Raw genomic sequence first — 14,957 nt, forward strand, 5'->3', positions numbered from 1 at the left:
ATCTTACCCATTTTTTGCGCATTTTGAGGAGGGATTGCGCCAATCTTTGAAATGGATCATCGTATAATCATAAAATCATGATGAAATAAGGTGGACATCTCAACAGGAGACGAGGATGAAACAGTTAAAAATCTGGATGACCGGGGCGCTGATGGCCCTGAGTGCGGGGGCCTTTGCCGCAGAAGGTGAGGCCATTCACGTCAAAAACGCCGGGTTTGCCACGCCGGAATCGATGGAGTATGTCGCCGGTCAGGACGTGTATCTGGTGGCCAATATCAACGGCAGTCCGTTTGCCAAAGACGACAATGGTTTTATTTCCAAAGTCAGCCCAGAGGGCAAAGTGCTGGATTTGAAATGGATCGATGGGGCCAGCAACCAGATTCATTTGAATGCGCCCAAAGGCATGGTGGCGACGGAGAAATTCCTGTTTGTGGCCGACATTGACCGTGTGCATCAGTTCGACATCGAAACCGGTCAGCAGATTGCGAGCATGATCTTTTCCGGAGTGAATTTCCTCAATGGTCTGGCGCTGGCGGAGGAAGGCGGTTTGTATGTGACCGACAGTGGCGTGGCCCCCGGGTTCAAACCGGCTGGCACCGACGCGGTGTATCACCTGACCTTTGACGGCAAAATCACGCCGATCTATCAGGACAGTGAGATGGGTGTGCCCAATGGCGTGGTCTCCGATGGCGGTGGTCTGGTGGTGGTCACCATCTTTTCCGGCGAAGCCTTTCGTCTGGATGCCAATGGCACGCGCACAGAGCTGCCCAAGCCGCCGCACAACCGTCTTGATGGCTTGTTGAATATGGGCGAGGGGCGCTTTATTGTCTCGAGCTGGACCGGCGAAGCCATTTATGAAATCGATGCCGGAGAAGGCACCGTGACCGAGTTGTTCGGTGGCTTGACCTCACCGGCCGACTTGGGGCTGGACACCAAACGCCAACGTTTGCTGATTCCCCTGTTCCAAAAAGACGCGCTGGTGATTCAGCCGCTCTGAATCCAGTTTGAGCTGGTTGGACGGGCTTAAAAATTATCAAGCCTGGTGATCTTTGATGATTGCTTTGATTAGGTTTTACGCTGTGCTTGAACGTTGATGGCTGTGCGATCCCGGAGATGTTCATTTTTTACTTGTGTAAAAAACGAACCAAAAAGCACACCCAGCAGAAAATTTCTGTGCCACTAGGGCTTGTCGCTGGCCGCTTGCGAACTCGCTTCGCTCAGACAGGCGCAAGCGGTGATCCAGCGCCTTCACCCAGTGTCACGACGAAATTTTCTGATGGGACCCTGACAACCTCAGCGGTTGATCTCAGATTTTCTGGTTGGTATTGGGTCTTGTCGTCGCGATCAAAAGCCTGTCATCCCGACCGAAGCGGAGGGATCTTTGGAGTCCGGCTCCGTCTTTAAAGACCCTTCCGCTTCGCTCAGGGTGACAGTGTATTTTGACCAGGCCTGGTGGTTTTGTTGATGATTCTGCCAAGTTAATGGTTGTGCTCGCTCTTTTTTGCAGCGCAAGAGCAGATGTGTTCATTTTTTCTCGGCTTACCCCTGCGGGCGCCGAGTTCTTCGTTTACTTGTGTAAAAAACGAACCAAAAAAGCACACCCAGCACACGTTTCCTGTGCGTTCTAGGCCTTGCCACAGGGCCCTTGCGAACTCGCTTCGCTCGGACAGCGCAAGGGGCATTTCCTGTGGCAAGGCCAAGAAGCACGACGAAATCTTTGTGATGGGACCCTGACAACCCCAGCGGTTGATCACCGGTTTTTTCGGTTGGTATTGGGTTTTGGTATCGCAATCAGAAATTTTGTCATCCCGACCGAAGCGGAGGGATCTTTGGCATTCGGCGCCATGTTCAAAGACCCTTCGGCTTCGCTCAGGGGGACAATCGATTTTATTCACGTTAAAAAAAGGACAATACAATGATCAGCGCGTTTTGGTTGAGTTTGCATGTGATTGCGGCCGTGATCTGGGTTGGCGGCATGTTTTTTGCCTATCGGGTGTTTCGTCCGGCTGCGGCGGCCACTCTGGAACCGCCTGAGCGGTTGCGTTTGTGGCGGCAGATTTTCCGGCGATTTTTCTTTTTTGTCTGGTTGAGCATTCTGTTTCTGTTTGTCAGTGGCTACGCCGATTTTTTCTGGCGCTTTGGCGGCCATGGCCCGCATTACCTTTTGACCATGATCGGCATTGGCTGGGTGATGCTGGCCCTGTTTGCCACCCTGTACTTTGTGCTTTACAAGCGTTTTGCCCGCCAGGTGGATGCCGAAGAGTTTGCCGAGGCCGGAAAGACCCTGAACACCCGGATTCGTCCGGTGATTGCGGTGAATCTGACCTTGGGGATGATTGCTTTTGTACTGGGCGCGGCCGGACCGTTTATTCAGTGACGTTGACGCGTTTTGCAGACCGATAAACACCATCAGGCCTGGTTAAAACGGTTGGGCGATCATTTCGCTCAGCCGGTTCGGCTGGCTCCTTTGCCACAGGCGTTTGCAGACAGTTCGCACAGCCTTTACCGCGTCTGGCTGGGCAAGGGCGTGTCTTCGATGCAGTCTCCCGATTTTGTGCTCAAGAGGCCCAATCCGGCCGCGATTGATCAGGCCGATTTCTGGCAGGGCTTTGCGGCGGTTTTTGGCAGCGGTTTTGCCCAGCAAACGCGGAATTTGCCAGCGCTGTATCAGCGGGCACAGGCCCTGACGCCTCTGGCGGTGCCCAAGCTGGAAGCGGTGTTTGCCACGGCGCAAGGGGAAAGCGTCTCGCTGACCCGTTTTGTGCCCGGGCAGCAGCCGGATGTGGTCTCCATCAGTGCTTTGTTGCCGGAGCTGGCACGGCATTTTGCGGCCATGCATCAGACCAGTGTGGCAGCGATGCCTGACTGGCCGCAGTGTGTCTGTGATTGGTTACGCCGCTTTTTTCAGCAACCGGCTCAGGCCGAAAACCTGATGGCGTTGCGGGCCTTTGGTGCACAACACGGGCTGGGGCAGGAGCTGTCGGCCATTCTGACGCAGGCTCACCGCGTCTTGCAGAACACGTCTTCGGATTGGGGCTGGTCGCTGCCCGATTTGCGCTGGGATCAGTTTCTGTTGGGCCCGAGCCAGAGCGCCGACGAGGCCATGGTGCTGACGCTGGTGGATTGGGATGCGTTGACGGCCGCGCCGATCGTGCTGGACTGGGTCCTCTTGGAATACCTGTTTCGTTCTGATCAGGCACGCGCATTCGTCGCAGAATATCGGCTGACAGGGGCTGACCTACCAGCGGATTTGCACTCGGTCCGCTGGGTGTATCGTTTGCTGCTGTTCAGCTTGAATGTGCTGGGTGAGGGTTCGCTGCATGACTGGCTTCAGCGTCCCGCGCACTTTGACGCCATTGATAAAAGCCAATGATGGCCATCCCGAAATAGACCGCAAACATGGCGACGGTAAAGTAAAAGCCGTTGTCCCAATACAGCCACATCGCCGCCGAGTTGATCACCAGCCAATAAAGCCAGTTTTCCAGCACCTTGCGCGCCATCAGATAGGTGTTGAGCATGGAAAACACCGTGACTCCCGCATCCAGCCAGGGCGCACGCGACCATTCATAGTATTGCATCAGGCTGGCCATCAACGCGGTCAAAACCACGCCTGCGCCTAAAAACAAGGCATGTTGCCCGCCTGTCAGTCGATGCACTCTGAGCGGGGGGTTGTCGGTTGGCCAACCCTGTTCCGTCGTTGTTGCCGTCGTTTTTTCCGGCGTTCTGGTCGACCAGAGCCAGAAACCGTACACAGCCATCACCAGATAATAAGCGTTGAGCAGGGCCTGCATCGGCAGCTGCCCGTCCCAAAACAGCCAGGAGTAAATCAGGGTGCTGAAAAAAGCACAAGGCCAGGCCCAGAGGGATTCCCGGATCGCCAACACGATATAGGCCAGCCCCAGCAGGGTCGCCAGCGCTTCCCAGCCGGAAAGCGTCTGCACTTGTTGCCAGACCTGTGTCAGCGTGTCGATCATTCGGCCGGGTCCGAATCAAAGCCACAACGGTTGGTGCCCACCAGTTTCATCACAAAAACGGTGTGCGGGTTTTCCGTGAACACGGCTTCCAGCTCCGCGGTCATGGCGCTCATCACCGTATGGTAATCGCCAAAGACCTGGGTGCTGAGGGTATTGCAGGCCACCTGCACCCCGTCGAGGGTTTTCAGACGGTCGATGAAGGTTTGGATCGGGCGCAGGTAATCGTCGCTGAGCGGGTACATGCTGATGTCGATTGAGACTTGGAGTGCCATTTGTTTTTCCTTTTTTTGGTTGGGTCTTGTCGTCGCGATCAAAAGCCTGTCATCCCGGGCCGAAGCGGAGGGATCTTTGGAGTTCGGCTCCGTCTTTTAAGACCCTTCGGCTTCGCTCAGGGTGACAGTCTTTTTGACCAGGCCTAGTTGTTTTGTTGCTTCGATCAAGTTTGCTATTGTGCTTTTGATTTATGTTAGTGCGATCCTAGGGATATTCATTTTTTACTTGTGTAAAAAACGAACCAAAAAAGCACACCCAGCAGAAAATTTCTGTGCCACTAGGGCTTGTCGCTGGCCGCTTGCGAACTCGCTTCGCTCAGACAGGCGCAAGCGGTAATCCAGCGCCTTCACCCAGTGTCACGACGAAATTTTCTGATGGGACCCTGACAACCCCAGCGGTTAATCGCCGATTTGTCCGCTGGTATTGGGTCTTGTGATCACGACCAGAAGTCTGTCATCCTGACCGAAGCGGAGGGATCTTTTAATCCCTGCGCCATCTCCAAAGACCCTTCGGCTTCGCTCAGGGTGACAGTGTATTTTTACCAGGCCTGGTTGTTTTCAAACAGAACAAGCAAAACGGTTCATCGCCAATCGTGCCAAAAGCAATGCATGGCCCAATCCCCATCACAAAGATTTCGTTGTGCTTCTTAGTCCTGCCACAGGAAATGTCCCTTGCGCCTGTTTGAGCGAAGCGAGTTCGCAAGGGCCCTGTGGCAGGGCTTAGAATGCACAGAAAGCGTGTGCTGGGTGTGCTTTTTTGGTTCGTTTTTTGCACAAGCAAAAAATGAACACATCTGGGCTTGCTGAAGCAGTAAGTTGAAGCCAGTCATGAACCTTGGCGACAACATGAAACGCTTGTCATCCCGACCGAAGCGGAGGGATCTTTGGAGTCCGGCTCCGTCTTTCAAGACCCTTCGGCTGCGCTCAGGGTGACAGTCTTTTTGACCAGGCCTGGTTATTTCTGCGCTTTGATCACCACAAACGCGCCTTCGTCATGCCCATTCATCACACTGGGCGTGATCGCCTCATCTTTGAGTGCCTTGAGCTGGTCGGCGGTCAGGGTTTGCACTGAGTCAAAGTGGTGGAAACCGATTTGTCCCAGCAGCCCCAGCACGTCGTCGGCGCACATAAAGGTCGCGTCTTTGTAGAACGGGCTTTGGTCCTTGTGGGCTTCGTACTGGCGACCCAGTTCGCTGTTTTTTTCCAGAAACGCGATCACAATCTGACCGTCTTCGCCGAGTACACGGTGGGCTTCGGTCAGTGCTTTCATCGGGTCGTCAACGAAGCAAAGCGAGGTGACGAACAGCGCCCAGTCGTAGCTGGCGTCTTCCAACGGCAGTGCTTCGGCGCTACCGGCTTTGACGGTGAGTCCGCGTTGCTCGGCGCGCTGGCGCATGGCTTTGGACGGTTCCACGCCCAGGTCAATCTTCAGCGGACCCATGAACTGCCCGCTGCCGCAGCCGATTTCCAGACGCCGACCGGCATCGTCGGTGGGCATCAGGGTTTCAATCGCGGCGATTTCCGCTTTGTGCAAATGCGGGTTGTCGGTAAACCACTGGTCGTACATCTCGGTGTACTGGTCAAATCCCTGGGTCTTGGCCATATAAATTCTCCTTAAAAATACACACGGGCGGTCAAGCCGAATTGTCTTGGGTCGCCCAGGCGAATATAGGTCTGATTCTGTGAAAAGGCGTTGTAAAAGCCGCGGGTGGCGTAACGCTCGTCGGTCAGGTTTTTGCCCCAGGCATAGACTTCCCAATCTTTGGCCTCAAAGCCGATGCGGGCATTGTACAACTGATAAGCCTCGGAACGGGCATTGTGGACATTGTCAAAGTAAAAGCTGTCCAGGCCACGCATGTCGGCACGGGCAAAAAAGCCACTGCCATGACGGTACTGTGCCCCGATCTGAAACTGGTAGTTGGGCGCGTGCGACTGATCGCGACCGGAGACTTCCAGCGAACTGTTCAGCGGCGTGCCTTCGACGTCGGTGTAGAGCAGCCCCAGCGAGCCGAAGGTTTGCCATTGCGGCGTCATTTGCCAATCAAAGCGGGCTTCCAGACCGTAGTTTTTGGCCGAATCCAGATTTTCCTTGTAGAAGACGTATTCTGCGCCCAGGTAAGTGTAGCCGTCCATTTGCGGGTTGTCGCGATCCATATAGAAGGCGGTCACGTCAGTGTGAAGGGCCTTGTCCAGCCAGTCGGCTTTGATCCCGGTTTCATAGTTCCACAGGGTTTCGGCGTCGTACCATAGTTGATCGGGGTCAGTGACATTGCTGCCGGTGTTAAAGCCACCGGCCTTGAAACCGCGGGTGACGGAGGCGTAACCGGTCAGGCTTTGGGTCAGGTTGCGGGCATAGGCCAAAGAGCCGCCCCAGAGCGTTTCATCTGTGTCAAAGTCGTTGCTGACGGGGGTGCCGTAAGACACCTTGTCGAGCGTAAAATCCTGACGACTGGTTTCCACCCGCAGCGCATAGGAAAGCGTGTCGCGCGAAGTCAACGCCTGATCGATCTGAGTGTAGGCCGCCAGTTTCTGGTGGTCGTAATCTGACTGGCCGCGTTCTTCGCCGTAATACACACTCAGGGTGTCATTGCTTTCCGCCATGCCCGAGGCATACACCCCCGCCAACCAGTCAAACGATTGCTCCCCAAGTGTGACTGGCTTGGAAGAAACCAGTCGCAAGTCCTGGGTCCACTGACGATGGTGTTTCTGGTTGTCGAAGAAAAAGTCGTCCGTGTCCCAGTCGTAGTCGTAGCCATAGTCGATGTCGGAATTGGTCAGGCTGGTGGTGGAGATCAGGTCAAATGCTTCGGCCCCGGTGTGCGTCACTTTGACCGATCCGGCGTTGGATCTTTGATTGTCTTCGCCCGGCTGATTGGACAGGGTGGTGAAGGTGTTGTCCTTGGCCCAGGCGTCATAGCCGTTATCGAAATTGGCGTGCAGCAGGCTGAGGTCAATGGTGGTGTCCTCACTGGCAAACACGCGCAATTTGCCGCGCAGGGTCAGTTCGTCTTTCTGGTTGGTGTCGTTGCGATTGAGGGTGTCGTTTTCATAAAACCCGTCGCTTTTGTGCTTGAACACGGCAATGCGGTATTGGCTGGCGTCCGGGGCGTCGCTGACCGGGCCGGAGGTCATCAGACCCACTTCGGTATGACCGTATTCGCCCAGGCTGGTTTCCACCATGCTTTCCCGATAGGGCGTGGGTTCGTTGGTCTGGATGTTGACCAGGCCAGCGATGGCCGCTTGTCCGTAGCGGGTGTTTTGCGGGCCGCGCAGGACTTCGACCTGCTTGACGTCAAACAGATTGCCGATCCCGCCCAGACCGCTGAAGTCCATGCCGTCAATGGCCAGGCCTACGCTGCTGTTGGGGGCGCCGGTATAGTCGTCGCGTGCGCCGATGCCGCGAATCTGGATGTGGCGAACGCGTGCGTTCTGGTTGGAGACATTGACATTGGGCGTGGTCAGCAGAATGTCATCGGTGTGGCTTGCGCCCTGATCCTGCAGATCCACGCTGTCATAAACGTGGAGGCTGGTGGCCATGTCGTCCGCTTCGCTTTGGCGCAGATCGGCTTGCACGGTCACTGGCGTTAGCTGGGTTTGGCTGGAATCCGGGTCCGTTTGCGCAAAGGCCATGCTGGCCGGCATCAGAGCAATCAGGGCGGCGGTCAGCGGTTTGAGTAAAAAATGCGTTGAGGTCATTGTGTATTCCTTTTTTCGATGGATCACGAAAAAGGAACAGGGAAATGCAGAGTCTGCGTCTGTGTAAGCTGGAAATCCACTGAGACAGAGATGGGCTGCAGCCTGTTCCTACGCCAGTATTAACTGGATCAGGTTTAAAGGGTTCCCACTCAATGATGGATCTCAGGCCGTTACGGCCACCCCTCGGCTTGTGCGTTGTGAAACGCATTTGAATTATAGCCTCACCAGGCCAGGATTGGCAATGGGTGCTAACCCGTAGTCAGCGCGTGAATTACGGGAAATCGGGGATGTCGTCGGTGTCGTAAGGCAGTTGTTCGTCGGTTTGAATGTCATCGGCAAAACGCTCGACATGGGCTTCGGCCAGGTCGCTGCGCGCAAACCGGGCAATGTGAAACAGTGCCTCGCCTTCATTGACCAGCGGACTCATCATCTGGCCGATCACAATGCCGGTGTAGGGCGAGACAATTTCGGCCTGATCTTCGCCGAAGGGGTCGGACACCACGCCAATCAGGGTGACGCCTTTCTGCACCCGTTCGCCGTCTTTGACCAGTGCGCGAAAAATACCGCTTTGCGGGGCACGGACCCAGCTGCTGCTGCGGGCCACCACCGGTTGGTGACTGGGTTTTTTGCGCCGTTGCGGCGTGATCATGCCCAGCGATTTCATCACGTTCAGAATGCCGCGCACACCGGCCCGGATCGACATTTCATCAAAACGCAGGGCTTCGCCGGCTTCGTACAATAAAATGGGGATGCCGTTTTTCACCGCGGCGGAACGCAGCGAACCATCGCGCTGCGGCATGTTCATCATCAGCGGCGCGCCAAAGGCCTCGGCCAATGCCAGCGTTTCCGGGTCGTCCAGATCGGCACGGATTTGTGGCAGGTTGGTGCGGTTGATCGCGCCGGTATGCAGGTCAATGCCGTGGGTGCACTGACAGACCACTTCCTGCAGGAAAAAATGCGCCATGCGACCGGCCAGTGAGCCTTTGGGCGAACCGGGAAAACTGCGATTAAGGTCGCGCCGGTCGGGCAGATAACGGCTTTGGTTGATAAAACCGTACAGATTCACGATCGGCACCGCCACCAACGTGCCTTTGAGGCGTTTGAGCGATTTGACCTGTAACAGGCGGCGGATGATTTCCACGCCATTGAGCTCATCGCCGTGAATGGCCGCACTCACCAGCAGTACCGGGCCTTTCTGGCGGCCATTGATGACTTGCACCGGCATGTTGAGCTCGGTGTGGGTATAGAGCTTGCCCATTTGCAAATCGACGGTTTGGCGCTCACCGGGGGCGACGCTGACCCCGCCGATCTGAAACGGCGTGTTTTTGCTCACCGGCATTCAGCCTTTCCCCTTGGTGCGGGTGTTATTGGGGCGGGCGTTTTTTTCGATGAAGGTGATGATCTGGCCAGCAATGTCTTTGCCGGTCGCAGTTTCAATGCCCTCGATGCCCGGTGAGGAATTGACTTCCATCACCACCGGGCCGTGGTTGGAGCGCAACAGATCCACGCCGCAGACATTGAGGCCCATGATTTTGGCGGCGCGCACTGCAGTGGCCCGTTCTTCCGGGGTGATGCGGATCAGGGTGGCCGAACCGCCCTGATGCAGATTGGAGCGAAATTCGCCTTCCTTAGCCTGACGTTTCATGCTCGCCACCACCTTGCCGCCGATGACAAAGCAGCGCAGATCCGCGCCCTTGGCTTCTTTGATGAATTCCTGCACCAGAATGTTGGCTTTCAACCCCTGAAAGGCTTCGATCACCGATTCGGCGGCAGAATGGGTTTCGGCCAATACCACGCCTTTGCCCTGGGTGCCTTCCAGCAGCTTGATCACGACCGGTGCGCCACCGACGGTTTGCAGCAGATCGTCGACGTCGTCGGGCGAGTGAGCAAAGCCGGTCACGGGCAAGCCCACGCCGCGTCGTGAAAGCAGCTGCAGACTGCGCAGTTTGTCGCGCGAGCGTGAGATGGCGACCGACTCGTTCAGCGGGTAGACGCCCATCATTTCAAACTGACGCAACACGGCGGTGCCGTAAAAAGTGACGGAAGCGCCGATGCGGGGGATGATTGCATCAAACCCGTCCAGCACTTCGCCCTTGTAATGCACTTTGGGGCTGTTGGCGGTGATGTTCATGTAGCAGCGCAAGGCGTCGACGACTTTGACCTCGTGACCGCGTTCTTTGGCGGCTTCGATCAAACGGCGGGTTGAGTAGAGTTCGGCGTTGCGCGATAAAATGGCGATGTTCATAAAATTCCAGCAATGACAGATCCATGAGGGTGCAATAAAGCACGTCTGATTGTGTGTCAACACACAGGTTTATAGTAGCGCCAAACCCAGGCAAGAACATGGAAAAAATCGTTGGCGCAGCAAATTTTTCAGCGTTTTCTGTCATTGTCCGTTAAAACGATAAAACATCATGTCTGATTCAATGGAACCCAGTAAAATGGCGTTCACTTGTGTCCGTATTTCTGGAGAAGCTCATGACAGCCGATCACCACTCGCCAACCGACCCAAACCCTGATCCAACCTCTGATCAGAATGCGGAGACGCCGTCGGTCGATTACGCCACCGCCGAGGCGTCGGCTGACAGCCAATCGTTGCTGCTGTCGTTGCAGCAGATACTGGCCGATCCGGAAAATCAGAAAGACGTTTGCGCGTTTCTGGACGGCCTCAGTGACACCGAAATTGCGTTGTTGCTGGAGTCGTTTCCGGCGGCGGACCGGGATCGGATCTGGGTGTGTGTGCCCCAGAGTTTGCGCGGCGAAGTGCTGGCCGAAGTCGGGGGCGATGCCCGCGCCAATCTGATGGCGGAAATGCCGGCCGAGGATGTGACCCTGCTGGCTCAGGATCTGCCTCCGGAGGACGTCACCGAACTGTTGGAAACCGTGACCCCCGAGGTCAAAGAGGCGGTGATCGAAAGCCTGGACGAGCAGGTGCGCGATCACGTTGAAACCCTGCAGGGCTATGCGGACAATCAGGTCGGGCGCTATATGGACCCGGGTACCACCAATGTCAAACAGGACGTGACTCTGGAAACGGTTCAGCGCTTTGTGCGCATCAACCATTTGCTGGATGAGCAATCGCAGGAACTGATGGTCACGGACGCGGACAATCATCTGGTGGGATCGTTGAGTCTGGTGGATCTGGTCAAGCAGCCGCAAGAGGCCAGCGTGGATCAGTTTATGTACATGCCCACTTATGTGACCGACAGCATGGACACGCACGAAGCGGCCACTCTGTTGCGTTCCAAGGAACTGAACTTTGTGCCCGTGATCAACGAAGCCGGGGTGCTGGTCGGCCAGCTCAACAGTCAGCAGATTATGGAACTGACCCGGGACGACTCCGACGCCACCTTGCTGGGCATGTCTGGGGTCAAGGAAGAAGACGAGCTGTTCGCGCCGATTCGATCCAGCGCCAAAAGCCGTGGCGTGTGGCTGGGCATCAATCTGGCCACCGCGTTTCTGGCCGCTTGGGTGATCGGGCAATTCGAAGCCGTGTTGTCACAGGTGGTGGCGCTGGCGGTGCTGATGCCCGTGGTCGCTAGCATGGGCGGCATTGCCGGCAGTCAGACACTGACCGTGGTGATTCGGGGCATGGCCATGGGCCAGATCGGCGGCAACAACCGCTGGTGGTTGATGCAGAAAGAACTCTGGGTCGGCATGATCGGCGGCTTCATCTGGGGTTCCGTGGTCGCCATTGTCGCCCAGCTCTGGTTTGAAGACGTGATGATCACGCTGGTGATCGGACTGGCGATATTGATCAATATGACCGTGGCCAATGTGGCGGGGATTTCGGTGCCGCTCATGCTCAAGCGCATGGGCATTGACCCCGCGCTGTCGGGCGCGGTGATCCTGACCACCGTTACCGACGTGGTAGGGTTTATGTCCTTCCTCGGCCTCGCAACCCTGCTGATCCTGACCGTTTAACGGTCTGAATTCAGGCCGCTGGAACCCTGTTTTTGACCAGGCCTGGTGAGTTTTGCCTTTTATGGGATTGGCTTGTATAGTTGATTGGACAAAACAGTTTGTCAAAATGGAGTGTGGCAATGATTGAAGCGACTCTGGCAGATTTACGTCAAGCAAATCGCTTAACGGAATGGGACGATGTGGTGCATCTTGTGGACGCACGCAAAAAAAACGAGGTGGGTTTTTTTGTTCCGGCGCATTTGGCGGAAAGTTTTCTTCCCTTCTTGCAGTCCTATGAAAACCGGAAAAAATCTCAACTGCTGCAGCGCGTTGCCAAGGCTCAAGCGGATGACCCGATAGAAGAAGGAGGGATGGCGGATGGTATTGACCAGAGGTGAGATTGTTTTGGTCAACTTTAACCCGGCAAAAGGGGCAGAAATGGGCAAGTATCGTCCGGCGGTCGTGATCAGCGATGAGCTGGATAATGAGATTTTGCCGACCATTATGGTCATGCCGCTTTCCACCTGCCTGGAAGACAACGCTTTGCCTTATCGATTCCGCATTCCCGCAAGGCAGGATCTGCTACAGGATTCGGATGCGTGCATCAATGAGATCCGATCACTCTCAAAAGACCGGGTCAAAACTTCTCTGGCAAAAGTGTCAAAGGAAGAGTACCAGATACTGACCCAAAGCTTGTGCCAGCTGGTGTTGTGATCGCTGGCGCTTGAGTACAAGCCGGGTGAATCTTTTTTAAAGGACTCTTAAAGACGGCTAGCCAAAATTGGCCAGCCATTCGTCCACTTGTTTTCTGGCTTTTTCTTCGCCTGCGTTTTGGGTGGCTTCGTCTGCGGCCATGCTGGGCAGCTGGATCACGGTGACGTCTTCGATGCCGATGAATGCGAGGGCGGTTTTGAGGTAAGTGCCATTAAAATCCATCGCATCCATGGGCGGCTGGGTGTAGTCACCGCCGGAGGCGGTGATGACCACCGCGCGCTTGTTTTCCAGCAGACCCTGAGGACCGTTTTCGGTGTAGACAAAGGCTTCGCCCACGCGCATGATGTGATCCAGCCAGGCTTTGAGCGTGGAGGCAATCGTGAAATTGTACATGGGAGAACCGATCAGCAGTACGTCGGCGGCTTTGAGTTGGTTCAGGTAGTGATCGGACAGCGCCAGCGTTTGTTTTTGTTCGTCACTGCGTTTTTCCGGGCGGGTGAAATAGGCACCGATCATGGGTTCGGTCATGTGTGGCGGCGGGTTTTGGGCGAAATCGACCTGTTCAATGGTGTCAAAACCGGCTTTTGACCAGGCCTGGTGAAAATAATGGGTCAGGGTTTTGGTGTGCGAGCCTTGGCTTAAAGCGCTGGCATCCAGTTGGAGTAATTTCATTTGATACACCTTCGGTTATTGAAAGACTCTTTCAGTGTAGCGAAACGAAGGGGAAAATCCGAGGGGGGTATGTGGAAAAGACCGTTGCCGCACGGGCAACAGTCTGGCGCGGGACGGCTTATTTCAAACCGTCAAGGATGTCTTTCTGCACCTGATCGATCGGCTGGGTGCCGTCAACGCGGATGTACACCAAGTCGGCATTGGAGCGTGATTCGCTCTGGTAGTATTCGACCAATGGCGCGGTCTGGTCGTGATAGACGCTGAGGCGGTCTTTGACCACCTCGGGTTTGTCGTCGTCGCGCTGGATCAGCTCTTCGCCGGTCTGATCGTCCTTACCGTCGGTTGCGGGCGGGTTGTATTTCAGGTGGTAGGTACGTCCGGAATTTGGGTGAACGCGGCGTCCGGCCATGCGCTCGACAATGGTTTCATCCGGGACGTCGATTTCGACTACGGCATCAATGCTGACGCCAGCGGCCTTGAGGGCGTCGGCCTGAGGCACGGTGCGGGGGAAGCCGTCGAGCAGAAAGCCGTTTTCGCAGTCGGGCTCGGCAATGCGGTCTTTGACCAGTCCGATGATGATGTCGTCGGTGACCAGTTTGCCTTCGTCCATAAAGGCTTTGGCTTTTTTGCCCAGTTCGGTGCCAGCCTTGATTGCCGCACGCAGCATGTCGCCGGTGGAAATCTGCGGGATGTCGAAGGTATCGGTCAGAAATTGGGCTTGAGTGCCTTTGCCGGCGCCGGGTGCGCCCAAAAGAATCAGTTTCATGGTTCGTCCTTTTAGCTCGTTTACGTTTTGGTGAAAGTGTATCAAATCTGGCGGCCGACAGCCTACGACTGATCCAGCAGGGTTTGCATCATCGAAAGCGCCTGACGCTGGTAATGCCCGCCGAACAGGTTGAAGTGGTTGAGCACATGGTACAGGTTGTACAACGGTTTGCGCTGCTGGTAACCGGCGTCCAGCGGAAACACTTCGTTGTAGCCACGGTAAAAATCGGCGCTGTAGCCGCCAAAGAGTTCGGTCATGGCGATGTCGGCTTCGCGGTCGCCGTAGTAGCTGGCCGGGTCAAAAAACACCGGGTCGCCGTCCTGGTCAAAGGCGCTGTTACCGGCCCAGAGGTCGCCGTGTAAAGGGGAGGGTTCGGGCTGGTAGTGGCTGAAAAAGCCGTCCAGCTGGTCGATCAGGCGTTGTCCCAGCTGGTCGAGTTGTTGGGTGCCGCCGGCTTCTAGTGCCAGGTTGATCTGATGGCGCAGCCGATTCTGGCCATAAAAGCGCACCCAGTCGGTGTCCCAGCCATTGGGCTGAAGGGTGTGGCCGATGTAATTGTCCTGATGCCAGCCGAAATCGCCGCTGGGGTTGACCTGATGGTGGAGCAGGGCCAGATCCTTGCCGCGCTGATAATCGTCGCCCTGTGCGCGCATGGGTAGCCAGTTCAAAATCAACCAGGCCTGGTTGTTTTGGCAGCCGACGGCGATCACTTTCGGGGTCTGGATGCTGCCGGTGGCCTGAAGCCGGTTGAGGCTTTCGGCCTCGGTTTCAAACAGTGGCAATTGATCGGCGTGGTTGAGCTTGACGAAAAAATCGCCGACCGGCGTGTGCAGATGGGCGGCCTGATGGATGTCGCCGCCGGACACCGGCGAGGCGGAAGTGATCTGAACCGATTGGCCCAGTGCCTCGGAAAGCGGCGCGTTCAGTGTCTGCCAATCCATAAAGCTCCTTTTCTCATTC

At 55.9% G+C, this 14,957-nt stretch carries 15 protein-coding genes and 1 riboswitch; of the genes, 6 read left to right on the top strand and 9 right to left on the bottom strand.

The genetic code is table 11. The features are described 5' to 3' along the window. The first annotated feature begins 115 nt into the window (after positions 1–115). The 3 genes from A377_RS0106235 to A377_RS0106250 all read left to right on the top strand — a co-directional run bounded on the left by A377_RS0106235 (position 116) and on the right by A377_RS0106250 (position 3,373). A complete protein-coding gene (locus A377_RS0106235; protein WP_019895369.1) occupies positions 116–997 on the top strand; it encodes an SMP-30/gluconolactonase/LRE family protein in 882 nt (293 codons plus the stop codon). 918 nt (positions 998–1,915) lie between these two features. Continuing rightward, on the top strand, positions 1,916–2,377 hold the full coding sequence (locus A377_RS0106245; protein WP_019895371.1) for a CopD family protein: 462 nt from the start codon (positions 1,916–1,918) through the stop codon (positions 2,375–2,377). A gap of 12 nt (positions 2,378–2,389) precedes the next feature. After that, positions 2,390–3,373: a phosphotransferase gene (locus tag A377_RS0106250; RefSeq protein WP_019895372.1), complete on the top strand. Its 984-nt coding sequence runs from the start codon at positions 2,390–2,392 to the stop codon at positions 3,371–3,373. Here the strand turns inward: A377_RS0106250 and pnuC are convergent. The 6 genes from pnuC to rimK all read right to left on the bottom strand — a co-directional run bounded on the left by pnuC (position 3,288) and on the right by rimK (position 10,187). Further along, entirely contained in the window at positions 3,288–3,974 is a 687-nt protein-coding gene (pnuC, locus tag A377_RS0106255; RefSeq protein ID WP_019895373.1) for a nicotinamide riboside transporter PnuC, read from the bottom strand. The two genes, A377_RS0106250 and pnuC, sit on opposite strands and share 86 nt — an antisense overlap. Continuing rightward, positions 3,971–4,246, bottom strand: a complete 276-nt coding sequence (locus A377_RS0106260; RefSeq protein WP_033422843.1) for a YkoF family thiamine/hydroxymethylpyrimidine-binding protein — start codon at positions 4,244–4,246, stop codon at positions 3,971–3,973. The genes pnuC and A377_RS0106260 overlap by 4 nt, the downstream gene beginning before the upstream one ends. Before the next feature lie 955 nt (positions 4,247–5,201). Next, positions 5,202–5,849, bottom strand: coding sequence for a class I SAM-dependent methyltransferase (locus A377_RS0106270; protein WP_019895376.1), 648 nt, complete (start codon positions 5,847–5,849; stop codon positions 5,202–5,204). A gap of 11 nt (positions 5,850–5,860) precedes the next feature. Beyond that, a complete protein-coding gene (locus A377_RS0106275) occupies positions 5,861–7,942 on the bottom strand; it encodes a TonB-dependent receptor (protein WP_019895379.1) in 2,082 nt (693 codons plus the stop codon). Between the two features lie 87 nt (positions 7,943–8,029). After that, positions 8,030–8,136: riboswitch (TPP riboswitch) on the bottom strand. Between the two features lie 77 nt (positions 8,137–8,213). After that, a complete protein-coding gene (locus A377_RS0106280) occupies positions 8,214–9,281 on the bottom strand; it encodes a succinylglutamate desuccinylase/aspartoacylase family protein (protein WP_019895381.1) in 1,068 nt (355 codons plus the stop codon). Beyond that, on the bottom strand, positions 9,282–10,187 hold the full coding sequence (gene rimK / locus A377_RS0106285) for a 30S ribosomal protein S6--L-glutamate ligase (RefSeq protein WP_019895382.1): 906 nt from the start codon (positions 10,185–10,187) through the stop codon (positions 9,282–9,284). 233 nt (positions 10,188–10,420) lie between these two features. On the opposite strand from rimK, the gene A377_RS0106290 reads away from it, so the two are divergent. The 3 genes from A377_RS0106290 to A377_RS0106300 all read left to right on the top strand — a co-directional run bounded on the left by A377_RS0106290 (position 10,421) and on the right by A377_RS0106300 (position 12,559). Next, a complete protein-coding gene (locus A377_RS0106290; RefSeq protein ID WP_019895383.1) occupies positions 10,421–11,866 on the top strand; it encodes a magnesium transporter in 1,446 nt (481 codons plus the stop codon). Positions 11,867–11,985: 119 nt separating this feature from the next. Then, positions 11,986–12,243 carry a hypothetical protein gene (locus A377_RS0106295; protein ID WP_019895385.1) on the top strand — a complete coding sequence of 86 codons (258 nt, stop codon included), beginning with the start codon at positions 11,986–11,988 and terminating at the stop codon, positions 12,241–12,243. After that, a complete protein-coding gene (locus A377_RS0106300; protein ID WP_028485320.1) occupies positions 12,224–12,559 on the top strand; it encodes a type II toxin-antitoxin system PemK/MazF family toxin in 336 nt (111 codons plus the stop codon). Before A377_RS0106295 ends, A377_RS0106300 begins: the two co-directional genes overlap by 20 nt. 57 nt (positions 12,560–12,616) lie before the next feature. Here A377_RS0106300 and A377_RS0106305 read toward each other — a convergent pair whose 3' ends face one another. The 3 genes from A377_RS0106305 to A377_RS0106315 form a co-directional block, all read right to left on the bottom strand. After that, positions 12,617–13,231 carry an FMN-dependent NADH-azoreductase gene (locus A377_RS0106305; RefSeq protein ID WP_019895387.1) on the bottom strand — a complete coding sequence of 205 codons (615 nt, stop codon included), beginning with the start codon at positions 13,229–13,231 and terminating at the stop codon, positions 12,617–12,619. Between the two features lie 118 nt (positions 13,232–13,349). Beyond that, positions 13,350–13,997 (bottom strand): adenylate kinase, encoded by a 648-nt coding sequence (gene adk, locus A377_RS0106310; protein WP_019895388.1) that lies wholly within the window; start codon positions 13,995–13,997, stop codon positions 13,350–13,352. A gap of 62 nt (positions 13,998–14,059) precedes the next feature. After that, positions 14,060–14,938, bottom strand: coding sequence for a fructosamine kinase family protein (locus tag A377_RS0106315; protein ID WP_019895390.1), 879 nt, complete (start codon positions 14,936–14,938; stop codon positions 14,060–14,062). Between the last annotated feature and the right edge of the window lie 19 nt (positions 14,939–14,957).

The organism is Hydrogenovibrio halophilus DSM 15072 (genome assembly GCF_000384235.1).
Lineage (GTDB): Bacteria > Pseudomonadota > Gammaproteobacteria > Thiomicrospirales > Thiomicrospiraceae > Hydrogenovibrio > Hydrogenovibrio halophilus.